Origin of the sequence: Halonotius terrestris (assembly GCF_006861665.1) — an archaeon.
Classification (GTDB): Archaea; Halobacteriota; Halobacteria; order Halobacteriales; family Haloferacaceae; genus Halonotius; species Halonotius terrestris.
Map to the genome: position 1 here is coordinate 508,777 of NZ_RKLU01000003.1, position 21,302 is coordinate 530,078.

General features: G+C 64.3%; 20 protein-coding genes, 2 tRNA genes and 3 pseudogenes (1 of these 25 running past the window's edge). 11 read left to right on the plus strand and 14 right to left on the minus strand.

Annotated features, from left to right (window positions below):
- Both EGH24_RS09385 and nucS read right to left on the minus strand, forming a co-directional pair.
- Window positions 1-390: pseudogene (locus EGH24_RS09385) on the minus strand (50S ribosomal protein L16); it reaches 144 nt to the left of the window's first position.
- A gap of 100 nt (window positions 391-490) precedes the next feature.
- Entirely contained in the window at window positions 491-1,330 is an 840-nt protein-coding gene (gene nucS / locus EGH24_RS09390; RefSeq protein ID WP_142979883.1) for an endonuclease NucS, read from the minus strand.
- A gap of 82 nt (window positions 1,331-1,412) precedes the next feature.
- Here nucS and EGH24_RS09395 point away from each other — a divergent pair, with 82 nt between their 5' ends.
- The 3 genes from EGH24_RS09395 to EGH24_RS09405 are packed head-to-tail and all read left to right on the plus strand — an operon-like array spanning window position 1,413 to window position 2,622.
- Window positions 1,413-1,847 (plus strand): SRPBCC family protein, encoded by a 435-nt coding sequence (locus EGH24_RS09395; RefSeq protein WP_142979884.1) that lies wholly within the window; start codon window positions 1,413-1,415, stop codon window positions 1,845-1,847.
- A gap of 51 nt (window positions 1,848-1,898) precedes the next feature.
- On the plus strand, window positions 1,899-2,255 hold the full coding sequence (locus tag EGH24_RS09400) for a nucleotidyltransferase domain-containing protein (RefSeq protein WP_142979885.1): 357 nt from the start codon (window positions 1,899-1,901) through the stop codon (window positions 2,253-2,255).
- Window positions 2,248-2,622: a HEPN domain-containing protein gene (locus EGH24_RS09405; RefSeq protein WP_142979886.1), complete on the plus strand. Its 375-nt coding sequence runs from the start codon at window positions 2,248-2,250 to the stop codon at window positions 2,620-2,622. The genes EGH24_RS09400 and EGH24_RS09405 overlap by 8 nt, the downstream gene beginning before the upstream one ends.
- Window positions 2,623-2,683: 61 nt before the next feature.
- On the opposite strand, the gene EGH24_RS09410 is transcribed toward EGH24_RS09405, so the two are convergent.
- The 3 genes from EGH24_RS09410 to EGH24_RS09420 form a co-directional block, all read right to left on the minus strand.
- Window positions 2,684-2,968: a hypothetical protein gene (locus tag EGH24_RS09410; RefSeq protein WP_142979887.1), complete on the minus strand. Its 285-nt coding sequence runs from the start codon at window positions 2,966-2,968 to the stop codon at window positions 2,684-2,686.
- A gap of 40 nt (window positions 2,969-3,008) precedes the next feature.
- On the minus strand, window positions 3,009-3,290 hold the full coding sequence (locus tag EGH24_RS09415) for an ArsR/SmtB family transcription factor (protein ID WP_142979888.1): 282 nt from the start codon (window positions 3,288-3,290) through the stop codon (window positions 3,009-3,011).
- Between the two features lie 317 nt (window positions 3,291-3,607).
- Entirely contained in the window at window positions 3,608-4,381 is a 774-nt protein-coding gene (locus EGH24_RS09420; protein WP_142979889.1) for a DUF4397 domain-containing protein, read from the minus strand.
- Between the two features lie 357 nt (window positions 4,382-4,738).
- Here EGH24_RS09420 and EGH24_RS09425 point away from each other — a divergent pair.
- Window positions 4,739-5,923: pseudogene (locus tag EGH24_RS09425) on the plus strand (glycosyltransferase).
- A gap of 117 nt (window positions 5,924-6,040) precedes the next feature.
- Complete coding sequence (locus tag EGH24_RS09430) at window positions 6,041-7,225, plus strand: beta-alanine-activating enzyme beta-propeller domain-containing protein (protein ID WP_142979890.1); 1,185 nt, start codon at window positions 6,041-6,043, stop codon at window positions 7,223-7,225.
- Window positions 7,226-7,399: 174 nt separating this feature from the next.
- Here EGH24_RS09430 and EGH24_RS09435 read toward each other — a convergent pair.
- Together EGH24_RS09435 and EGH24_RS09440 are read right to left on the minus strand one after the other, a co-directional pair.
- Window positions 7,400-7,473: transfer RNA gene (locus tag EGH24_RS09435), tRNA-Phe, on the minus strand.
- 203 nt (window positions 7,474-7,676) lie between these two features.
- Window positions 7,677-7,749: transfer RNA gene (locus tag EGH24_RS09440), tRNA-Val, on the minus strand.
- Between the two features lie 85 nt (window positions 7,750-7,834).
- Here EGH24_RS09440 and EGH24_RS09445 point away from each other — a divergent pair.
- The 3 genes from EGH24_RS09445 to EGH24_RS09455 all read left to right on the plus strand — a co-directional run bounded on the left by EGH24_RS09445 (window position 7,835) and on the right by EGH24_RS09455 (window position 11,338).
- On the plus strand, window positions 7,835-8,317 hold the full coding sequence (locus EGH24_RS09445; RefSeq protein ID WP_142979891.1) for a DUF192 domain-containing protein: 483 nt from the start codon (window positions 7,835-7,837) through the stop codon (window positions 8,315-8,317).
- Between the two features lie 64 nt (window positions 8,318-8,381).
- Window positions 8,382-10,313: an ABC transporter ATP-binding protein gene (locus EGH24_RS09450; RefSeq protein ID WP_142979892.1), complete on the plus strand. Its 1,932-nt coding sequence runs from the start codon at window positions 8,382-8,384 to the stop codon at window positions 10,311-10,313.
- A 296-nt stretch (window positions 10,314-10,609) separates the two neighbouring features.
- The gene (locus EGH24_RS09455) at window positions 10,610-11,338 is read left to right on the plus strand and encodes a creatininase family protein (RefSeq protein WP_142979893.1); all 729 of its coding nucleotides are present in this window, start codon (window positions 10,610-10,612) and stop codon (window positions 11,336-11,338) included.
- A gap of 30 nt (window positions 11,339-11,368) precedes the next feature.
- Here EGH24_RS09455 and EGH24_RS09460 read toward each other — a convergent pair whose 3' ends face one another.
- A complete protein-coding gene (locus EGH24_RS09460) occupies window positions 11,369-11,779 on the minus strand; it encodes a DUF5790 family protein (protein WP_142979894.1) in 411 nt (136 codons plus the stop codon).
- Window positions 11,780-11,850: 71 nt separating this feature from the next.
- Complete coding sequence (locus tag EGH24_RS09465; RefSeq protein WP_142979895.1) at window positions 11,851-12,204, minus strand: dihydroneopterin aldolase family protein; 354 nt, start codon at window positions 12,202-12,204, stop codon at window positions 11,851-11,853.
- Between the two features lie 116 nt (window positions 12,205-12,320).
- Here EGH24_RS09465 and azf point away from each other — a divergent pair, with 116 nt between their 5' ends.
- Window positions 12,321-13,181: an NAD-dependent glucose-6-phosphate dehydrogenase Azf gene (gene azf / locus EGH24_RS09470; protein WP_142979896.1), complete on the plus strand. Its 861-nt coding sequence runs from the start codon at window positions 12,321-12,323 to the stop codon at window positions 13,179-13,181.
- Between the two features lie 197 nt (window positions 13,182-13,378).
- On the opposite strand, the gene EGH24_RS09475 is transcribed toward azf, so the two are convergent.
- The 4 genes and pseudogenes from EGH24_RS09475 to EGH24_RS09490 all read right to left on the minus strand — a co-directional run bounded on the left by EGH24_RS09475 (window position 13,379) and on the right by EGH24_RS09490 (window position 16,673).
- Complete coding sequence (locus EGH24_RS09475; RefSeq protein ID WP_142979897.1) at window positions 13,379-13,771, minus strand: DUF6276 family protein; 393 nt, start codon at window positions 13,769-13,771, stop codon at window positions 13,379-13,381.
- A gap of 460 nt (window positions 13,772-14,231) precedes the next feature.
- Window positions 14,232-14,927 (minus strand): annotated as a pseudogene (locus EGH24_RS09480) (V-type ATP synthase subunit D).
- 93 nt (window positions 14,928-15,020) lie between these two features.
- Entirely contained in the window at window positions 15,021-15,764 is a 744-nt protein-coding gene (locus EGH24_RS09485; protein ID WP_142979898.1) for a bacteriorhodopsin, read from the minus strand.
- Window positions 15,765-15,866: 102 nt separating this feature from the next.
- Window positions 15,867-16,673: a glycerophosphodiester phosphodiesterase gene (locus tag EGH24_RS09490; RefSeq protein WP_142979899.1), complete on the minus strand. Its 807-nt coding sequence runs from the start codon at window positions 16,671-16,673 to the stop codon at window positions 15,867-15,869.
- A 307-nt stretch (window positions 16,674-16,980) separates the two neighbouring features.
- Between EGH24_RS09490 and leuS the strand changes: the two genes are divergently transcribed.
- Window positions 16,981-19,881, plus strand: a complete 2,901-nt coding sequence (gene leuS / locus EGH24_RS09495) for a leucine--tRNA ligase (RefSeq protein ID WP_142979900.1) — start codon at window positions 16,981-16,983, stop codon at window positions 19,879-19,881.
- Between the two features lie 56 nt (window positions 19,882-19,937).
- Entirely contained in the window at window positions 19,938-20,063 is a 126-nt protein-coding gene (locus tag EGH24_RS15775) for a DUF7535 family protein (RefSeq protein ID WP_281284934.1), read from the plus strand.
- A 92-nt stretch (window positions 20,064-20,155) separates the two neighbouring features.
- Here EGH24_RS15775 and EGH24_RS09500 read toward each other — a convergent pair whose 3' ends face one another.
- Window positions 20,156-21,187: an ornithine cyclodeaminase family protein gene (locus tag EGH24_RS09500; protein WP_142979901.1), complete on the minus strand. Its 1,032-nt coding sequence runs from the start codon at window positions 21,185-21,187 to the stop codon at window positions 20,156-20,158.
- Window positions 21,188-21,302: the final 115 nt, after the last annotated feature.

The window sequence follows — 21,302 nt, forward strand, 5'->3', positions numbered from 1 at the left end:
GATGCGGGCGGCGGTGCCGACGATCTTCCCGAACGACTGCCGCATCCCGTCGGAGACGCGGTCCGCGCCCGCGCCGGTCGCCTGCTTGTTCTCCCGGATGACCTGGTGGGGGAACTTCCGGAGGANCATCTTGTANTCGCCNTCCTCGCCGAGNNNNTTCAGCANNNGNCGGTTCGCCGAGAGCCGCGAGGACTCAAGGGAGCCGTGGCGGAGCTGGACGGCTTCCTCGGAGACGAGGTTGATTTTGACCGGGTAGTCTTCGGGGTCGGCCTGCAGGTCGCCCATGTCGTGTTGGGCGATCTTCGAGCCCGGGATGCCGGTGATGTACTCACGTCGTGTGTACGAGGGCTTGTCGATATCCCTGTACATCGAGGCTGGTTTCTCTCCCATGGTTACTTGTCGTGGCGAACGCCGCTGGCCCGAATAAAGCCTTCGAATACAGCCGCATATCACGGCCTGTGAGCCGTTCACACGCCGGAATTCGTTTGCTTCACTCGTCGTTCGCCGGCTCCGCGGCCGACGGCCCGCTCGCGTCGTCGCCGGCGGCAGCCACCGAGTCGTCGTTGGCGTCAGTCGCATCGGCAGCGTCAGCGTCGCCAGCATCCGAATCAGAAGACGGCGGCTCGACGGCGGCGAACTCCAAGCCGGCTTCGGCGAGCAGCCGCCGGGCGCGGTCGGTCACCGACGGTGCGATGAGGAGTCCCCGGACGTCGGCGTCGTCGCCCTCCTCGCGGCGAATCGCCTCGACGTATCGCTGGAGTTGGCTCGCCGCACTCGGCCCGACCCGGCGGCGTTTGAGTTCGACGACGACCGGCCGGCCCTCGCTATCGCGGCCGAAGAGGTCGATGGGGCCGACGTCGGTCGGCCGCTCGGTCGCCAGCGGCTCGAAGCCGGCTTCGATAGCGTCCGGCTGGTCAAGCAACGCGTTCCGCAGGTCGGCCTCGCTGCCAGTTACCGAGAGATCGCGGCGGCCGCTGACCGCCATCGCCGACAGCTGTTCGACCGTCTCGAAACGGACATCCAGCGTTTCGTCGGGCGACGAGCGGACGCTGCGGACCCGAAGCCGGCCGTCGCGGACGGCAGCGTGGTGTTCCGAGCCCGGCGGCTGCCAGTTGACCGGCTGCTGTTGTTCGTCGGTATGCACCAACGCCGTGCCGTCGGGTTTGAGGAGTAGCAGGCGACGGCCGAGCCCGAGCGAGGAGGCCGCCCGGCCGTCGTACTCGACGGTACAGTGGCCGAACACCGTGATGAGGTCGCCGCGGTCGAAGGCAGCCTCAAGCTCCCAGAGGGCTTCCCGGTGTGTCGGCTGGTGGACGGTCGTAACGGTCACTGGCGACGACTACAGGCGCAGGGGACAAAAAGTGGCTGGCCGGGCACCGAAACGATATACCGGCGTTGTCCGTAGGCCCGGTATGGTAACGGTTGCCGACGATATCGAGATCGACGCGTCCCCCGAAGCGGTCTTCGAGTACCTCGACGAACCGACGAACCATCGACGAATCACGCCCGCGATCAGCGAGGTCTCGAACGTCGAACCGCTTGACAACGGCGGGAAAGAACTCGATTTTACGTATCGACTGGTCGCCGTCCCCGTCAGCGGCCACCTCGTCCAGACCGTCCACGACCCGCCCAATCAGCACCGCTTCGAAATGAGCGGCGGGCTCTCCGGCGAGTTGGGGTTCGAGATCGAGGCCGTCGACGGCGGGAGCCGCGTCACCTACAGCGCGGAGTACGCGATCCCGGGCCACGTGATCTCCCGGGTCATCGAGCCGTTCGTCCGGCGATACAACGAGAGCGAACTGGAGTCGACGCTGGCGAATCTGAAAGCCGAACTGGAAGGTGAGTGAGAACAGTCAGCCGGCAGAAGTAGTTTTACCGTGGACAGCCTTGGTACAGGTATGAGCACAGCGGACGAACGCCCGAGTGACGGCGACCGCCACACCGACGCAGCAACGGCGTTCGTCCGGCGTGTCAGGAAAGCCAATATCGACGGGCTCGAATCACTGATCCTGTTCGGCTCGACGGCACGCGGGGAGGCCGCAGGGCTCGACAGCGACGTTGATTTTCTCGTCGTCGTTGGTGAGGCCGCAGATACGGACACCGTCGAGAACACGCTACGCGATATTGCCTACGACGTGATGCTTGAGTACGGCCCCGTAGTCGAAGTCCACACCGTTTCCGAATCTACATTCGAACAGCGGCGAGAGCATCCCTTCGTCCGGCAGGCGATGCGCGACGGAGAGATGTATGGCTGACAACGGCGTCGACGAGCAGGTGCGACAGGCCCGACAGGCACTCGATGATGCACGCGGAGCCCACGAAGCGAGCCTCTCCGATGCGGTCGTGGTCAATCGATGCTACTACGCCTGCTTCCACGCTGCACAAGCGATCCTGTATCAGCACGGCCACGAACCGACATCCCACAGTGGTGTCCTGTCACTGTTCGGCTCGGAGATCGTCGTCGACGGCGACATATCCCGTGAGCACGGCCGATTCCTGAATGCCCTCTCGACGCTCCGAAAACAGGCCGACTATGGCTACGAACCTATCGAGGAAGATATCGAGACACTGCTCGATCAAACGGCCTCGTTTGTCGAAACGACGGTGCAACTGATCGAGTGAGGTCGGTGGCGGGTTCTCGGCACCCACCGAAGAGGTCATACAGAGGACGTGAGAGACGCACTCACTCCCACGTGACGTAGACGAGAACCGCGATCCCGGCCGTTTCGAGGATCTGGAGATACATCATCGCGCGGACGGCCGGCGCAGACAGCGGAATAGTTGAAAAATTGTAGTAGTAGAACGCCAAGAGGTTCTCGCCGAGGAGGAACAGCGCGAACAGCAGCGAGCCGAGCGTCTGTTTCGTGCGGATCTCCCGGAGCGTTCGAGCCCAGACACTCACCAACACGAGCAACAGCAGGACGTTCAGTCCCGCCGCAACGCGGGCGGTATCGAGTGTCAGGCTCATCGGTGTCCCCTCCGTGACTGTGTGTGATCGTATGCGTGCGTCATTGTATGTCTACCTGTTCGATGATGGTTTCGACTGTTTCCCAGTGCTGTCGCGTCCGATCCGACGGGAGGTATATCGTTCCGTACTCCTCGTCAGTCGATTTGAGTACGTCGTTGTCCTCAAGCACGTCGAGATGGTGGCGGATCGTCTGGTAGGCCAGCCCCAGCTCCTCGGCGAGCTGATTGGCATTGCGCGGGCGGTCATCCAGGGATTTGAGAATTCGCGCCCTGTTGGGGCCGCCGCGGGTGCCAGCGAGGACCTGCCAGAGCACCGCTTCCATGTCCCTCTACTGTGCGAGACGCGGTAAGAAGATACCGGGGTATCACACAGGGAGAAACGACCGCCGGCTGTCGGATTGGCGACAGGATCGGCGTGAATACGGTGGGGGCTGGACGGGAGGGCTGGAGTACCGAAGGAACACAGACAGTGGGACCCACGCGATTCGGATGTGGCAACCATGCTATCGGGACGGGAGCGGGACAGAGCGAGCCGGCCGCTGCCAACCAGTAGCTACCGCGTGCGTCCCACAGCGTCGGCTCACGGTGGCGATGCGTCACTCCCTGTTCGGTCGGCCGGTTCAATCATATGTTGGTGTCGCTAGTTCGGGCCTCTCCCGTTGCCGGGGACGCCCTGTGGCGGGCCACCCGCGCCGTCGCCGCGGGGCGGAGCCGAGGCGTCTTCGCTCAACAGCAGCGAGAACGACTCGTCGGCTGGCTCGTCGTCCGGCGTGAGGTAGCCCTCGGCGAAGGCGGTGTAGGTGCTACCGGCCGCGAGCGTCGCCGTCGTTTCGAAGACCGGATCGCCACCGCCAGCGGGCCGGATTTCGATGTTGTACTCGGCAGCGGGGACGACGGCGTACCCGCTCGATTCGCCGAACGCGAGGTCCTCGAACACCGTGAGCGCGCCGTCGTTGACGGTGACATCGACCGCGGGCGCGTCGGGGCTGGCGTGGACTGCCCGGATGCGGGCCTCGTCGTCGAGGTTCGCGCCGTTGGTGTCCTGCAACAGGCTGACAGTGAACGTCGTGTCGTCGCTGGTCACTTCGCCGAGCGCGACCGCACTGTAATCCTCGGCGGCGAGCGTGACGGTAACCGGGCCGAAGACGGTTGTCTCGGTGCCGGCGACGTTGACGGCGATCTCGCGGTCGCCTGTTGGGACCTCTAAGTAGTCGGTTACGGAGCCGAATTCGAGGTCGGCAACGGCTTTCGCGCCGTCGACGTACACGTCGACCGCGGGGGCGTCCGGCGACGCGTGGGCGACGCGGAGCCCGGCTGTCTCCCCGCTGTCGGCGAGGGCCGTGCCGGCTGGGAGGACTGCGCTTGCTGAGAGAACACCGATACCTTGGAGGACGGATCGTCGGTTGGGGGACATTCCGAATAATACAGGGGGCGATGACTGAAAGTAGATTTTGGCAACTCAGACTCAATTTCGACGTGACTCTCGCTGTACTCGGGCGAGCGCAGGCAGATGGTGAGAGCGAGAACGAGTAAGTGGTGAGAAGTAGCGACCGACCGAGCGTGCGAGCAGTGTCGCGCGTGTCGAAGTTCGGCGGCAGGTCGCGCTGGTGTGGCCACGGTGCGGCGACGGTGCGGTCACTCGCGTCTGAAGCCGCCGATACTCGACCCAAAACAGCGTAAATCGGCGTAAATCGGGCGGAAGATGGCGTGAACGCGTTCCCGGTTGAAGTGGGTGTAGCGACACGGACCGGACGCAATGAACACCGAACGCATGGGGTTGATCACTATCGGAACCGTGCTGATCGCATCAGCGTTCGCCGTCGCCGTGCCGTCGCTGCTCCCCGGGGTCGTCGCCTGGGACAGCCTGCTCGACGCAGTGCTGTGGGGGACGACCACGCTGTTCGGAGCCACCGCGCTCGTCTGGGTGGTCCTCACCTACGTCGTCGGCGCGGGCTACGAGCCGCCGTCGCCGGAGTACGGCCCCGACGAAACACACGTCCGCATCCTGACCGTCGACGCCGAGGACGTCGTCCAGCAGACCGTCGACTCGCTGCCGAGCGGGCTCGACGACGTGCACGTCATCGCCGAAACCGACATCGACATCACGGGCGCGAACGTCCACGTCGTGCCCGACGACTTCGAGTGTCGCGCCGAGCGGAAGGGCCGAGCTATCGAGTGGGCCCGCCGCGCGCTGGCGANNGACCGCGAGTTCGTCCTNTATCTCGACGAGGACAGCCNNNTCGANNNCTTCGACGGGCTGCCCGACGCCGACGTGGTGCAGNTCCNGGAGCGGCCGCGTCACACCGGCTCGGCGCTGTCGTATCTCGCCGACGTCTACCGGATGGGCGTTCAACTCGAGCAGCGTGCGTTCGCCCGGCTGTCGGTGCCGCTGTTCGCGTGGGGTGGCGGGATCGCCGTCCGCTCGGAGNTCGAGGACGNNGTGACGTGGGACCGCNAGANNCTNGTCGAGGACACCGCCTTCGTCTGGACGGCCGCACAGGAAATCGAGGAGTTCACGTTCGAACTCGCGGAGGCGACCTGTCGCAACGAGGCCCCGCCGTCGCTGNNCGAGATCGCCCAGCAGCGTCGNCGNTGGGCCGCCGGGAACCTCGANGCNGCGNNGNNNCTCCCNNNCNGCTACCNNCTGCTNACNCGNCTNCGNAACTACGCGTGGGCNCTNTCGCCGGTCGTNACGCTCGTCGNCGTCCCGCTGTCGCTGCTCGGCGTGAGCGTCGCCACCGCCGGGCTGTTCGTGTTCACGCCGCTGGTGCTCGCGCTGTTCACGCTGTTCTGGTACCTCCGTGGCGTGGTCTACTACGGCTCGGAGAAACTGTCGTGGGCACTCGCCCTGCCGCTGGCCCCCGTCGTCACCGTCGTCCACTCGATGGGGACGGTCGCCGGGATCCTCAACCCGCCCGGCGAGTTCCGGGTGACGAAGAAGGTCGGCGACGGGTAAACGCGCCCGAACGGCGACGCTGGCAGGTGCCCTCCCCTTCTGTGACGCGGATGTGTTTGCGCAATACACACTGTTTAGATTCTGCAGACGGAAACAGCACCAACGCGAGACTCCACAATGCGTGACAGTGCATCTCGGCGCGACTATTTGTGTGCCGCCGGAAGTACCGTACTCGCCGGCTTCGCTGGCTGTGCCGGGGACGAGACACCCGCGGGTGAGGATGGGGATGCGTCGTCCGCAGACGACGAGACAGCCACATCCAGCGACGCCGCCGTCCCGATGTTCAGATACGATCCGGCCCGAACGGGAGCAACGAGAGCCGGCCGCGGCCCGACCACCGGCGTCACCGAGGACTGGGCGTTCGAGACTGACGACTCGGTCTGGTCGACGCCCGCAGTCTTCGACGGCACCGTCTACGTCGGAAGCCACGACAGCCACATCTACGCCATCGATGCGACGGCGGGAACCGAAACGTGGGCGGTCGAAACCGGCGACGAGGTCTGGTCCTCACCGGCGGTCAGCGACGGGACGGTCTACGTCGGCAGCCACGACAACGCTGTCTACGCCCTGGCGGCGACGACCGGCGAAGAGGAATGGTCGTTCGAAACGGATGGTGAGGTCGTGTCCTCGCCGGTGGTGGTCGACGACACGGTCTACATCGGAAGTCGGGACAACTCCGTCTACGCGCTGGATGCAACCTCGGGCGAGGAACGCTGGTCGTTTGCGACGGGTGGCCGCGTGTCCTCGTCGCCCGCCGTCGTGGACGGCACCGTGTACTTCGGCAGTATCGACAACAACCTCTACGCACTGGAAGCGTCGTCAGGCGACATGGTCTGGTCCTTCGAGACGGGCGCAAGCGTCAGCCCGACGCCGGCGGTCGTCGACGGCACCGTCTACGTCGGGAGTTCCGATGGGCGCGTCTACGCGGTGACGGCGTCCGATGGGACCGAGTCGTGGTCGTTCGATACCGGCGAAGAGATCATTTCCTCGCCAGCAGTCGCTCGGGGCACGGTCTACATCGGGAGCAAAACCACGTCGGTGTATGCCCTCTCGACGGCCGACGGCACCGAACAGTGGGCCTTCGAGACGGGTGGGTGGGTCAGGTCGTCGCCGGTCGTCGTCGACGAGACGGTGTACGTCACGAGCCAGGACAACAGCCTCTATGCGCTCGATACGGCCACGGGCGACGAGCGGTGGGCCTACGAGATCGGCGCGACGCTCGTGGGGTCGCCGACAGTCGCCGACGGCGCCGTTTACCTCGGCACAGCCGGCAACGCGCTGACCGCGCTCCGCGAGGGGTAAGCGAGGATTTGATCCTGACAGAAGTTTCCAGCATACCACGGCGAGCGAAGCGAGCCGTGGTTTCACCGGCCGCGACTCTACGGAGCGGCCGGCAGTTTTAGTCCAGGTTTTGCAAGGAGCGGTGCCCGCAGCGAACGAAGTGAGCGAGGACACCCGACGCAGCAAAAAGTGGAATGCCGCCTCCCCGATTTGAACGGGGGACAGCTCGATCTTCAGTCGAGTGCTCTCCCAGTCTGAGCTAAGGCGGCNCGCACTCCNNGCGAAGTGGATTGCAGTAAAAAGGATTTCGAAAGACGGCATCGCGGCGGCAGTGCTGTAGGATGCAAGCAGCAGTACCACGAGCGAGCGTAGCGAGCGAGTGGCGCAAGGAGCGACCATCGGGAGCGACGCCGCGTTTTGGTCCAGCTTTTGCCGAGGGCTGCCGACGGCAGCCCGTAGCGCAAAAGGTGGATGGGCTCGGGCGGAGTTGAACCACCGATCTCAGCCTTGTAAAGGCCGCGTCATAACCACTAGACCACGAGCCCGCACTCGGGCTGACAGCCCCGCAGTCAATAACGGTTTCCTTCCGTGTCGGAAGCCATATCCCGCGTTCAGCCCAACTGGTGTCCAATGGCGCGGCCCCCCACATGGCTCCTCGCGCTCGTCGCCGCTACCGTCATCGTCGGCGGCGGTGCCCTCGCCGTCAGCAGCGGCGTGTTCGCCGACGATTCCTACGAGTGGACGACCGTCACCGTCGTCGACAGCGACACCGACGCGGAGCTCGCCACCGTCGACGCACGGATCGCCGATACACCAAAAAAGCGTTTTACAGGCCTGAGCAACACCAGTTCGCTCGGCCCCAACGAGGGCATGCTGTTTATCCACGGCACGGAGGGGCAGCAAAGCTACGTCATGCGAGGAATGTCTTTCCCCATCGATATCGTCTTCATCAACGCCGACGGCGAGATCATGACGATCCACCACGCCGATGTCGATACCTATGGGCCGTACCCTGGAACCGGGAAATACGTCCTCGAACTCCCCCACAACTACACGACTGACAACGACATCGCGGTCGGCGACCGGGTCGAGATCCCCGCCGAGTACCGCTAACAGCGGCCAGGGACGCACGCACCCGAAGCCAACCCTCTTGCCGCCTGCCCCACTACCGATCTCAATGAGTAGCGTCGAGCCGGCGGCCGAGGACGACCCCTTCGAAGAGCAGCGCGAACGGGTCGATGACCCGATGCGCCGGCTGGTCGGCGAGTACGGCCGGCCGTACTGGCTGTCGGTCACGCTCGGGGTGCTCGCCAGCCTCGCCGCGCGACTGCTGGATCTGCTGCCGGTGATCCTGCTCGGCGTTGCCATCGACAGCCTCTTTCAGGGCGTCGAACCCTTCGACCTCCCGCTGGTGCCGCAAGCGTGGCTGCCGGCCGACGCCATCGACCAGTTCACGCTCGTCATCGTCCTCATCACCGCCTCCTTCGTCGTCGGCGCGGGCTTTCACTGGCTCCGCAACTGGGGGTTCAACTCCTTCGCCCAGGACATCCAACACGACGTGCGGACCGATACCTACGACACGATGCAGCGGCTCGACATGGGCTTTTTCGCCGACAAACAGACCGGCGAGCTGATGTCGATCCTCTCGAACGACGTGAACCAGCTGGAGCGGTTTCTCAACGACGGCCTCAACTCCGCCTTCCGCCTGGCGGTGATGGTCGTCGCCATCGCCGCGTATCTCGTCTATCTCAATCCCCAACTCGCGGTCGTCGCGCTCTCGCCCGTCCCGCTGATCGCCGTCTTCACCTACATTTTCGTCACGACGATCCAACCGAAGTACGCCGCCGTCCGCTCCAGCGTCGGCGACGTGAACTCCCGACTCGAAAACAACCTCGGCGGCATCCAGGTCATCAANNCNTCNAACACNGAGNANTNCGANTCCGNCCGCGTCGACGACGTCTCNCNGGACTACTACGAGACGAACTGGGGTGCGATCACGATCCGCATCCGCTTCTTCCCCGGGCTCCAACTCATCTCCGGTGCGGGCTTCATCCTCACCTTCCTCGTCGGCGGACTGTGGGTCTTCTCGGGCTCCGGCCCCGGCCCGTTCACCGGCACGCTTTCGACCGGCGAGTTCGTCGTCTTCATCCTCTTCACCCAACAGCTCGTCTGGCCGATGGCACAGTTCGGCCAAATAATCAATATGTACCAGCGGGCGGAGGCCTCCGCCGAGCGGATCTTCGGGCTGATGGACGAAACCGAGTCGCTCGAAGACGACAGCGGTACCGACGACCTCGTCGTGGGCGAGGGCCGCGTCGAGTACGACGACGTGAGCTTCAGCTACGACGAGGAGAACCCGGTGCTGGCGGACCTCGATTTCACCGTCGAGGGCGGCGACACGCTCGCGCTCGTCGGGCCGACCGGCGCGGGGAAATCGACCGTCCTCAAGCTCCTGTTGCGGCTCTACGATCCCGACACGGGCACGATCCGCGTCGACGGCCAGGACATCGCCGCCGTCGACCGCCGCTCGCTTCGCCAGGCCATCGGCTACGTCGGTCAGGAGCCTTACCTGTTCTACGGCACGGTTCGGGACAACATCGCCTACGGGAGTTTCGACGCGACCGACGCCGACATCCGCGCGGCCGCCGAGGCCGCCGAAGCCCACGACTTCATCCAAAACCTCCCCGATAGCTACGAGACGATGGTCGGCGAACGCGGCGTCAAACTCTCCGGCGGCCAACGCCAGCGGATCGCCATCGCCCGCGCGATCCTCGAAGACCCCGCGATCCTCATTCTCGACGAGGCGACCAGCGATGTCGACACNGANACGGAGATGCTNATCCAGCGNNNNCTCGACNNNCTNACGNCCGACCGNACNACGTTCGCCATCGCCCACCGNCTCTCCACGATCAAGGACGCCGACAAGATCGTCGTCCTCGAGGACGGCCGNATCGTCGAGCGCGGCACCCACGANGANCTNNTCNNNGNNGACGGNCTCTANGCNCACCTNTGGGGCGTGCAGGCCGGCGAGATCGACTCGCTGCCACAGGCGTTCATCGACCGCGCGAGCCGTCGACAGGCCAGAACTGAGACGGCCGAAGACGACTGAGAAACCACCGAAAGTCGGCTGGCGGAGCAACCGCTATTCCTGGCGGACTGAAAGGGCGAGATGCGCGTGGCGGCGAAGCCGCCACGTTTGCGGCGGCCGGCTTTGCCGGCCGCCCACTCGACGAACCCCGGCGACGCAAGCACTGCAGGAGCGAGCACCGCGAGCGACGAAGCGCGCAGCGAGCCGCGGGAGTCGAGAGCATCGAGGGCTTTCTGTACGTTCTTAGTCGAACCAACGGCACCCGTAACAACGAATGAGTACATGACGTTCAAGACCCACCGGCACCCACAGCCGGTATGCAGCTTTCGGCGGCGACATGGCCCGAGATCCGCGACTGCGAGGGCGACCTCGCGGTGCTCCCGATCGGTAGCACCGAACAGCACGGTCCCCACGCCCCGCTCGGCACCGACGCGCTCGCGGCCGCCGCGGTCGCCGAGGCCGGCGTCAAGACCTACCGCGAGCGAACCGGTGCGGATGTCCCAGTTGCCCCGACGATCCCGGTCGGGATCGCCGCCGAACACCGCGCCTTCGACGGCACGCTGTGGGTCAGTCCGGACACCTTCCGCGCCTACGTCCGCGAAACAGTCGCCAGCCTCGCCCACCACGGCTTCGACCGCGTCGTGATCGTCAACGGCCACGGCGGCAACACCGACGCGCTCCGCGAGATAACGGGGACGATCTCCCGCGAGGACGACGCCTACGCGGTCGCCTTCACGTGGTTCGACAGTATCGACACCGAACAGGAGATGGGCCACGGCGGCCCCGTCGAAACAAGCCTGCTGTACCACATTGACGACGACGCGATCCGCGAAGCCGAACTCGAAACCGCCCGCGATGGAGCCAGCGAAGGGTGGGGCGAGTGGGTCGCCGGCGTCAACCTCGCCCACGACTCCGCGGAGTTCACCGACAGCGGCGTCGTTGGCGATCCAACCGAGGCGACGGCCGAACTCGGCGAGCGGCTGCTCGACCGCAGCGGCGAGGCACTCGCTGACCTACTGGTCGCCGTCGAGAGCCGTAACCGGTGAGAACAAAAAGAACCGCAGGCGGCCGCCGGATTAATCGTCTGCGTCGTCGTCGTCGTGAGCGTCCTGCAGCGAACTGCGGAGTTGCGGGACCGTGCCGGTGAGTTCACCCACGTCGTCGTGAACGTCCTCGATCGTTTCCAGCAGTTCCTCGACGGCCTCGATTTCGGCTTCCAGATCGTCGGCGTCCTCGAAGGCATCGGCACGCTCGCCGAGGGTGTACCACTTCTTCGCCTGTCGGAGGTGCTCGGGGGCCTCGCCGACATCAAGGGCGGATTTCAGGCCGTTGAGCACGCCGAGGACGTTGTCCGCGCTGGTATCCCAGATCTCGTCGGCCGTCGGCAACGCCTCGCGGGCCGCCGAGAGGTGCTGTTCGACGTCCTCGCGGGTCTCCGCGGCGGCCTCGCCGAACAGTTCGTCGTCATCGAAAGTCGCTTGGCTCATACCCTACCGTCGCGCCGTGAGGGGTTAAAAACGAGCCCGAAAGTGAAAGTGAAATTCGCGCCCCTGTCGGCTCACTCGTCGGCTTCGTCGACAACGCCGACAAGCTTCATCAGCGGATAGCCGTCTTCCATTTCCATGCGCGTGCGAGCGGTCACGCCCTCGTATGCAATGTGCATCTCGACGGTCATCAGGCTCCCAGTGAGTTCGGTGTAGCCGTTCTCGTGATCGATGGTGTCGGCGACGCGATCGTCGTCGATGGCGACGGTGACCGACTCGCAGTAGGGTTGATTCTCGATGGCCTCGGCCATCGCAGTTTCGAGGCTTCGGGTGCTGTCGGGGCTGACCGGCGTGCCGGCGAACTGGTGGTACAGCGAGCCGAACTTGATGCCGGCCTCGAAGCAGGCCTGCTCGCGGGTTGTGGGCATACCGGTTCCTCGGTCGCGGGCCGCTAAGTGGTATCGGCTTGGCGTCGCGGGCGAATAAAAAGCCGGCCGAACAGAACCGCGCGTTACTTACGCATCCTCCTCCCTTAGCCGAGTGAATGGCGCGACCTGTGCTGCTGACCGGGGCTGGCGGTCGTGTCGGGCAGGCCATCCTCCGGGATATCGGCCCGGCCCACGACTGGCGGCTGTTAGACCGTGAACCGCTACCGCAGGGGAAACTCCCCGAGGGAACGGACAAAAGCGATGTCTACGTCGCCGACGTGACCAACGGGCAGGCCGTCCGCAACGCCGCCGAGGGCTGTGATGTCATCATCCACCTCGCCGGCGACCCCCGACCGAACGCCCCCTGGGAGAGCGTTCTCAGCAACAACATCGACGGCACCCAGTCGGTGCTGGAAGCCGCCGTCGATGTCGGCGTCGACAAGGTCGCCTTCGCCTCCTCGAACCACGCGGTCGGTAACTACGAAACCGAAGCCAAGAAACCGGAAATGTACCGCACTGAGGACGATTTCCGCCTCGACGGGACCGAGCTCCCGCGGCCGAGCAACCTCTACGGCGTCTCGAAAGTCGCCGGCGAGTCGCTCGGGCGGTACTACCACGACGAACACGACCTCTCGGTCGTCTGTGTACGGATCGGCAACCTGACTGAGGGCCACCCGCCCCGGAACTACGAACGCGGACAAGCGATGTGGCTCTCCTTTACCGACTGTGCACACCTCTTTGATTGCTGTATCAGCGCGGACTACGGCTTCGAGATCGTGTATGGCATCTCCGACAACGACCGCAAATACTACTCCATCGAGAACACCCGTCGTGTCCTCGGTTACGACCCACAGGACAACTCCGCCGACTACCACCTCGACGGGACGCCGAAAACCGAAGACGAACTGGCCGCGGAGCGCGACGAGACAGTTGCGACGACCGACGAGACGGCGACAGCGAACTCAGCCGACGAGTAAGAACACAATACTGCCTGCCAGCCATGGTAGGTGACTGATAACTACGTCACACACACCCGAAGCGATGGGTGTAGCGATTCGGATTTTCGACCCGCGATCCAGTCGCTACGACCCACCCCACTCCACCACGCCCGACGCCAGCGAGCCCACGCGGGCTCCTCCCCCTCCACTGGCTGGCTTCAGGGCCTGCTTTTCGATCACTCGTACACAACGTCTTCCAGCTGCTCGCGTCGTCGCCCGAGATCCAGATACGGCTCAAGGTCTGCCTCACGCAGCCGATCAAGCGTCATGAACACGTCCGTTCCGGTCGCATGAAGATCATCGATGAGCGATTCGATGTCGGCGCGGTTGAGCGCGAGCGAGTCGAGCCGCTGGAGCAACAGGACGAACGCGACGCCGTTGTCGCCGTGGGGAAACCGAGGGTGGATCGTCTCGAACTCCGGCTCTCCGTCGGCGGCTGCCTCACACGGTTCGGCGCGCAGACACTCCGGACAACAGGCAAGGGCGTCGGCGTCGGTGTAGTCGGCGAGGGCGTCAGGAACAAGCATCGTCACGCGCGGACAGTCACAGTCGGGACAGTCGTCGCTCATACGGGCGTTTCATCCGAGACGGGCAAAACAACTCGGATCGGGCGTCGACAACGAGGAATCCCCAGTCGACAGCGACACGGCTACGGGGTTTGCGCTGTAGGGTAGGGGTAGTGAATCAAGGCCAGGTGCCTCGATTCTCAGTGTTGAACATGGGTGACCTGTGTCCACCGAGGGCTTTCACAGGCTGTACATGGTTGTAACCGGGAGATTAGTATTAAAGGTACCCCACGAATTATTGTGTTTGATAATAGTGTCTGCGTGGAGTCAGGTATGTCGGCAGCGTGGCTACCCCGAATCAGTGAAAGAGGGAGTCACTACAGGAGCGTGGAGGCTGTAGAAACACCGTCTGGTGTCGCCATCCGCAGCCCATGTTCAACACTGAGAACCGAGACACCAGACGGTGACTGAAGATACGCGAGGAAATGTAATAAGCATGTCGGGAGTGACAGTCAGTCGTCGGTCAGTCGTCAGACACGACGGCGTCGGCTTCGGCGGCTGCGGCCGCTTCCTCGGCGGCTTCTTCGGCCTCGGCTTCCTCTTTCTTCTCTTTGATCTTCTTCATCCGGAAGATCTCCTCGCGNTCCTGCTCNTCNAGCTTCTGNTCGATNTANTCNTNNNCGTNGTACAGCTCCGGCAGCAGCTTGAACTCGAGGGCGTTGACGCGGCGCTTCGTCTTCTCGATCTCCTCCAGCATCTTCTTCATCGCCGTCTCGACCTCGGCGGCGAGGATGATGGTCTCGAGGAGCTCCTCNTAGGCNTCGGCGGCCTCGTCGATNCGCGCNNNNGNGCCGAGCAGCCCGTAGCCCCGCTCGTCGAGGGATTTCTTCACTTTTGAGGAGTCGATCTGCGGGACGACGACACCCATGATGTTTTTCGACTGGATCGTGATCTCAGGGTGTTCCTTCAGTGCGGCCGCCGCACCGCGGACCGCCACGTCGCCCTCCATCGCCCGCGCCATGTTGAGCTTCCGCTGGGCGGTCTCGTAGTCCTCGCCGAGCTCGCTGCGTACGTCTTGGGCCTGATCGAGGATGTCCATGAACTCCATGATCAGGCCGTCACGCTTCTGTTCGAGCGTATCGTGGCCGCGCTCGGAGAGCTCGATGCGGTCCTCGATCGCCATCAGGTTTTTCCGGGTTGGTTTAACGTCCTCAGCCATCGCTTACCCTAGCTGTGGCGGCCACCGTGTTAATCCTTTCAGTTTGCTCGAAAAAACGAACCGCGAAGGTGGAGTGTGGTCGTTCGGTGCCGATCAGTCGGCGGGCTGGGCACTGCCAGCCCCGGTTCCGAGCGACGTGAGCACGTCGTGGTTCTTCAGGAGGTACGCGCCGAAGCCGACCTTCGCGGTCAGATCCAGCACCATGAACGCCGCCGTTTCGGCGTACAGCGGGATGAACCCGAGGGTCCCCTCGGTACCGAGGATCCAGACCACGGGGTAGGCCAGCCACAGCACGATCAGCAGGTTCTTCAGCGTGCTCGTGAGGCTCCGGGCCGCGTCGGACTGGCTGGGTGCAGCCTCACTCAGCGTGCCGACGAGCACGTACAGGAGGACGAGCAGCGCGCCGGTGCTGATGCCCCACCAGACGATCCGCCAGATCGCTTCCTGTGCGAAGGCACCGATGAGCCCGGTGGCGATCATGAACACGTCGAGGCCGATCAACGTGTAGATCGTCTCCCGGTCGGCATTAGCGAGCAATGCGAGGTCCAACAGGAGCAACGGTGTCGTGAACAGCCAGTCAGTGTACCGTGCCCAGTAGATGTCGAGGACGGTGCCGTCGAGCAACTCGACTTCGGTGAGCCCGAAGCCCGTCGCCATTGCGAAGTACATGCTGAACGCAATGGTGGTGACGAAAATGTTGATCGCATAGAACTGTCGTAACTTCTTGTCTTTGACACCCCACCCCCGGCCGAGGAAGTACAGCAGTCCGAGGGCCATACCTATCGTCCCGATCCACAGCCAAATCTGCTCACTGCCTGGTGTTGCTGGTGCTGCCATAATCCATACTATTGTATGGGAAGATCCGGTAAAAAGTGCCTACCAAACTGGTTAGGGACCGGCCATAATTCGGCTCACGAACGCAACAGTGCGGCGGCCCGCTCACCACGATGCCGGCACGACGCTTGGCGTGTCTGTAATAATCCCATCAACGCCAACGCGGCCGAGCGCGGTCGCTTCCGCACGGCTCGTGACCGTCCAGACGTTGACGCGGCGGTCAGCTTCCCGCGCCCGTTCGAGCAGCTTATCGCCGGCGGCAGTCGTCGTACCTGACTCGTCAAGCAGGCCGTCCAGCGGCGGATGGATCGCTGCGGCGTCGTAGCGAGCGGCGAGGTCGATTCCCGCCTCCACGTCATCGACAACGAGCGGTGCGACGGGAACCGCAGGATCGCCGGCGCGGGTCGCCGCCAGCGCGCCCTCGTAGAACGATGAGACGAGTAGGTCGTGGTCGGTGGCAGTCGCAATATCGAGGGCACGCTCGACGAACGGTCGCCAGCGGTCGGCAGCGGCTGTGCGAGCGTCGTCGTCATCAACTGCGCCGAACTGGAGCCCCTCGCGGCCGGGATGTTTGAGTTCGAGATTGACCGCAATCGAGGCGGGGATCGCCGCCAACACGTCGGCCAGCAGCGGGATCGACTCGTCGCTGTCGCCGACGGTGTACTGGCTGATGTCGTCGTAGGATAGCTCCCAAACCGGCGTGTCGCTGACGGCTGTCGGGGCGTCGGTCAGCCGCGAGAGGTCGTCGTCGTGGAAGACGATCACGCGGTCGTCGGCCGTCAGCCGGGCGTCGATTTCGATGGCGTCAGTCCGGTCGTCGGCAGCGGCCGCTCGCATTGCGGCGACCGTGTTTTCGGGGTTGTCGGCGGCGTAACCGCGGTGGGCGATCACTCGTGGGGGCGTGGAACCCATTCTACGAGAGTGTTGCAGACGGGGCGACGTAAGTGAGCGGGTAGGGAGTATAGAAAGCCCTCAGCAGGCTCGGCTCCCGCGGCTCGCTGCGCGCTTCGTCGCTCACTGCGTTCACTCCTGCAGTGCTTGCGTCGCCGGGGTTCGCCGACCCTGATTCGCCCTTTCAGTCCGCCAGGAGGCGGCTGGTCGGGCGATCGATCCACCTGCTTGCCCGCTCGTTCTAAACACTGCCACAGACCGAGTTGATGACAGCGTCGCGTGCGGCCGGATAGATGCTATTTTACGCGACACCCACAGAGAGGCCCGTATGGACTACGACCCGCAGGAACTCGAAGCCGAGTGGCGGGCGCGGTGGGCCGACGAGGCCCGATACGAGCCCGACCCCGGCGACGCGGTAGCCCCTGAAGACGAGGAGACGACGTTTATCACGGTTCCCTATCCCTACCCCAGCGGCGGCATGCACATCGGCCACGCCCGGACCTACACCGTGCCCGATGTCTATGCGCGGTATCGCCGCCAGCAGGGCGACAACGTGTTGTTCCCGATGGCGTGGCACGTCACCGGGACGCCGATCATCGGCGCGGTCGAACGCCTGCAGAAACGCGAAGAATCCCAAATGTCGGTGCTGCAGGACACCTACAACGTCTCCGACGACGTGCTCGAAGACTTGGAGACGCCGATGGGGTATGCTCACCACTTCATCGAAGAGCACTACAAGAAGGGGATGCGCTCGCTGGGACTCTCTATCGACTGGCGGCGCGAATTTACGACGAACGACGACCGCTACTCCAAATTCATCACCTGGCAGTACGAGACGCTGAAGGAGCGCGGCCGACTCGAAAAGGGCCTCCATCCCGTCAAGTACTGTACCGAGCAGGAAAACCCGGTGACGACCCACGACCTGCTGGAAGGCGAGGACGTAGAGTATCAGGAGTACACGCTGATCAGGTTCAGCCACACGGATGACGACGGCGACGAGACGATCATCCCGATGGCGACGCTCCGACCCGAAACCGTCCGTGGCGTCACCAACGCCTACATCAACCCTGAGGCGACCTACGTGGAGGCGACTGTCGATGACGAAACGTGGCTCGTCTCCGTCGAAGCTGCCGAGAAACTCGAACTCCAAGACCACGACGTCGAGATCAGTCGAGAGTTCTCCGGCAGCGAAGTCGTCGGCGACCACGTCACCAACCCCGTCACCGGCGACGAGATTCTCATCCTCCCCGCAGAGTTCGTTGACCCCGACAACGCCACCGGCGTCGTCATGTCAGTGCCGGCCCACAGCCCCGACGACTACCTCGCACTGCAGGAGGCGAAGGACGACCCAGACCGTCTCGAATCCTACGGGATCGACCCCGCCGAGGTCGAGGCCATCGAGCCGGTTCCGATCCTCGATGTCGACGGCTACGGCGAAATTCCCGCCAAGGACGCCGTCGAATCAGCGGGTATCACCGACAGCACCGATCCCGAACTGGAAGAAGTCACACAGGACGTATACAACGCGGAGTTCCACACCGGCACACTGCACGAGGAGTACGGCGAGTACGCCGGCGAGGTAATCGAGGACGTGCGCGACGAGTTGGCCGCGAGCTACCGCAACCGCGGGGCCTTCGGCGCGATGTACGACTTCCCCGAGCCCGTCATCTCGCGGGCCGGCGGGAAAGTCGTCGTCGCCTATCAGGACACCTGGTTCCTCACGTACAACGACGAAGACTGGAAGGACGCCGCCAAGCGCGCCGTCGAGAATCTGGACGCCACCCCCGAGAACACCCGCGGAGAGTACACCCACACCATCGACTGGCTCAACGAGTGGCCCTGCATTCGGAACTACGGGCTCGGCACGCGGCTGCCGTGGGACGACGAGTTCGTCATCGAGCCGCTGTCGGACTCGACGATCTACATGGCCTACTACACCATCGCCCACCGCCTGGAGGAAATTCCGGTCGAGGATCTCGACCGCGACTTCTTCGACGCGCTGTTCTACGGCGAAGAGGCCGTCAACGGCGAGGCCGACGAGCGCGCCCTCGACCTCCGGGCGGAGTGGCAGTACTGGTACCCCGTCACTCAGCGGTTCTCCGCGAACGACCTGATCTCGAATCACCTCACATTCTTCCTGTATCACCACGCCGAGTTGTTCGACGAGGCCCAGTGGCCCGAAGGAATCACCATCATGGGCATGGGCCTGCTGGAAGGCGAGAAGATGTCCTCCTCGAAGGGCCACGTCGTCTTGCCCGGCAAGGCAATCGAGGACTACGGCGCGGATACGGTCCGCTTCTTCCTCCTCAATTCCGCCGAGCCGTGGCAAGACTACGACTGGCGAGCCGACCAGGTCGAAGGCGTCGAGGACCAACTCCGGCGGTTCTGGAACCGCGCCCAAGAGCTGATCGACGACGAGGCAGCCGACGCCGCCGACAACGTCGAGCCCAACAGCGATCTCGAACACATCGACCGCTGGCTGCTGTCGAAGCTGCAGTCGACGATTGCGGATGTGACCGCTGCTCTCGACAACGCCGAAACGCGAACCGCCTCACAGGCTGCCTTCTACGGCTTCGAAGAAGACCTGAAGTGGTACCGACGGCGGGCGGATCTCGACCGCGACGGCGCGCAGTGGACGCTCCGACACGTCCTCGAAACCCGACTTCGGCTGCTGGCCCCGTTCGTCCCGTTCATGACGAACGAACTCCACGAGCAGTTGACCGGCACGCCCGCCGAGGACGCGCCGTGGCCCGAAGTCGACGAGGACTGGGAGTCGCCGCGGACCGAAACCGAGGAGCGACAGATCGAACGGCTCGCCGACGACGTCCAAGACATCCTCACCGTGACCGAGCAGGACCCCGAGACGATCCGGGTCTACGTCGCCGCCGACTGGAAACGTGAGGTCTTCGAGACGGTTCGGGAGGTCGGCACCGACGTGGGACAGGTCATGGGCGAGGTCATGCAGGATCCCGACCTCCGCGAACGCGGCGACGCCGTCAACGACCTCGTCCAGGATCTGGTCGAACTCGTCCGTGGCGTCGATGAGGAGACGCTCGATGCGATGGCCGAAGTCAACGAAGTGTCGACGTACGAAACCGCGGTCGACTTCCTCGAACGCGAGTACGACGCCGACGTGGCGATCTACGCCGAGGACGGCGACGAGATCGACGATCCGGGCGACAAAGCGTCGAACGCAGTGCCGTTCCGGCCGGCGATCCACATCGAGTAACCGGTCGAATCGGCGACCGGCCGCCCGCTTATCCGGCGTCGGCCCGTAGTTGTGCTATGAGTTCCACCCCGTCGGAGCGCGGCCTCCTCGAGCCAGTGTACCGAACCGTCACACCCGGCTACGGGAGCCACGAGGACACCAGCATGGACGTGATCGGCTGGATCGTCAGCTGGGGTTGCTGATGCTGTTGTTCCCGCTGATCCCGCTGTTCCTCGCGGCCGTGCTCATCGGGAAGGCGATTTCGGCAGTGCGGTCCCAGACCAAATCAGCGTAGCTACGCCTCAACGTCGGCGAGACCGAGTAGATCGAACGCAGTGCCGTTGTCGGCCTCGTTAGCTTCGGTATAGACGACGTGAGCGGCGGCCACATCCTGAATCGCCAGCCCCGTCGAGTCGAAGACAGTGAGACCGTCCTCTGGCGTCCGCCCCTCCTTCTCGCCGACGACGATCTCACCCAGCGCGCCGTAGATGTCGCTGTCGGTGAGTGTCCCCGCGCTGTAGGGGACGTTGATCTCGCCGGAGTGNGTCGTCTGCTCGTAGTCGTCGATGACGAGTTTCGCGTCCAGCAGAATCTGATCCGCGAGTTCGTGTTTGCCCGCGGCGTCCGCGCCGATGGCGTTGATGTGAGTGTGCTCGCCTACGTCGGCGCGGTCAACGATGGGCGATTCGACCGGCGTGACGGTGGAAAGCACGTCGCAAGCGGCGGCCTCGCTGATCTCGCCGCCGCGGAGGTCGAAGCTGTCCTCGAAATGAGCGATGAAATCGGCGACGCGCTCAGCGTTGCGGTCGGCGATGACGACCTCCTCGATTGGGCGGACCGTCGCAATCGCTTCCAGTTGGGTGTAGGATTGGACGCCCGCGCCGACGATGCCCAGCGACGTTGCGTCCTCGATTGCGAGGTGGTCGGTAGCGACGGCGGCGGCCGCGCCGGTTCGCAGCATCGTCAGCTCGCGGCCGTCCATAATTGACAGCGGAAAAGCGGTTTCGGGATCGGAGTAGATCATCGTCCCCAGCACGGTCGGCAGCCCGCGGTCAGCGTTGTCGGTGTGGACGTTAACCCATTTGACGCCCGCGGCATCCCAGTCGTCGGCCGCGTCGGCGGTTTCGACTGCGTCGCCGTCGACCGAGAGATAGGCCGGCATCGACCGGAAATCGCCGTTGTACTGCGGGAGGTCGATGTAGGATTTCGCCGGCATCTGGGCGTCGCCGCGTTCGTAGGCCCCGAAGGCGGCTTCGACGGCCGGGATGACCGCGGCCATCGGCGCGTTCGCCCGCACGTCGTCGCTATCGAGCAACAGGGTGTGCATGGGTAGCTCTTCGGGCGTGAGGTAGTAACGATTGGGTTGGCATCACCGACTCCCAGCGTCACGACGGTGCTACCAGCGTCGGTGCCCGTGCTGTCAATCAAAATACTTGATTGTG

Coding starts and splice junctions, on each gene's coding strand:
- EGH24_RS09455 (WP_142979893.1), top strand. CDS start 10,610: ATGCAGCTTTCGGCGGCGACATGGCCCGAGATCCGCGACTGCGAGGGC.
- azf (WP_142979896.1), top strand. CDS start 12,321: ATGGCGCGACCTGTGCTGCTGACCGGGGCTGGCGGTCGTGTCGGGCAG.
- EGH24_RS09405 (WP_142979886.1), top strand. CDS start 2,248: ATGGCTGACAACGGCGTCGACGAGCAGGTGCGACAGGCCCGACAGGCA.
- EGH24_RS09445 (WP_142979891.1), top strand. CDS start 7,835: ATGGCGCGGCCCCCCACATGGCTCCTCGCGCTCGTCGCCGCTACCGTC.
- leuS (WP_142979900.1), top strand. CDS start 16,981: ATGGACTACGACCCGCAGGAACTCGAAGCCGAGTGGCGGGCGCGGTGG.
- EGH24_RS09465 (WP_142979895.1), bottom strand. CDS start 12,204: ATGCCCACAACCCGCGAGCAGGCCTGCTTCGAGGCCGGCATCAAGTTC.
- EGH24_RS09485 (WP_142979898.1), bottom strand. CDS start 15,764: ATGGCAGCACCAGCAACACCAGGCAGTGAGCAGATTTGGCTGTGGATC.
- EGH24_RS09410 (WP_142979887.1), bottom strand. CDS start 2,968: ATGAGCCTGACACTCGATACCGCCCGCGTTGCGGCGGGACTGAACGTC.
- EGH24_RS15775 (WP_281284934.1), top strand. CDS start 19,938: ATGAGTTCCACCCCGTCGGAGCGCGGCCTCCTCGAGCCAGTGTACCGA.
- EGH24_RS09400 (WP_142979885.1), top strand. CDS start 1,899: ATGAGCACAGCGGACGAACGCCCGAGTGACGGCGACCGCCACACCGAC.
- EGH24_RS09460 (WP_142979894.1), bottom strand. CDS start 11,779: ATGAGCCAAGCGACTTTCGATGACGACGAACTGTTCGGCGAGGCCGCC.
- EGH24_RS09475 (WP_142979897.1), bottom strand. CDS start 13,771: ATGAGCGACGACTGTCCCGACTGTGACTGTCCGCGCGTGACGATGCTT.
- EGH24_RS09395 (WP_142979884.1), top strand. CDS start 1,413: ATGGTAACGGTTGCCGACGATATCGAGATCGACGCGTCCCCCGAAGCG.
- EGH24_RS09420 (WP_142979889.1), bottom strand. CDS start 4,381: ATGTCCCCCAACCGACGATCCGTCCTCCAAGGTATCGGTGTTCTCTCA.
- EGH24_RS09490 (WP_142979899.1), bottom strand. CDS start 16,673: ATGGGTTCCACGCCCCCACGAGTGATCGCCCACCGCGGTTACGCCGCC.
- EGH24_RS09430 (WP_142979890.1), top strand. CDS start 6,041: ATGCGTGACAGTGCATCTCGGCGCGACTATTTGTGTGCCGCCGGAAGT.
- EGH24_RS09415 (WP_142979888.1), bottom strand. CDS start 3,290: ATGGAAGCGGTGCTCTGGCAGGTCCTCGCTGGCACCCGCGGCGGCCCC.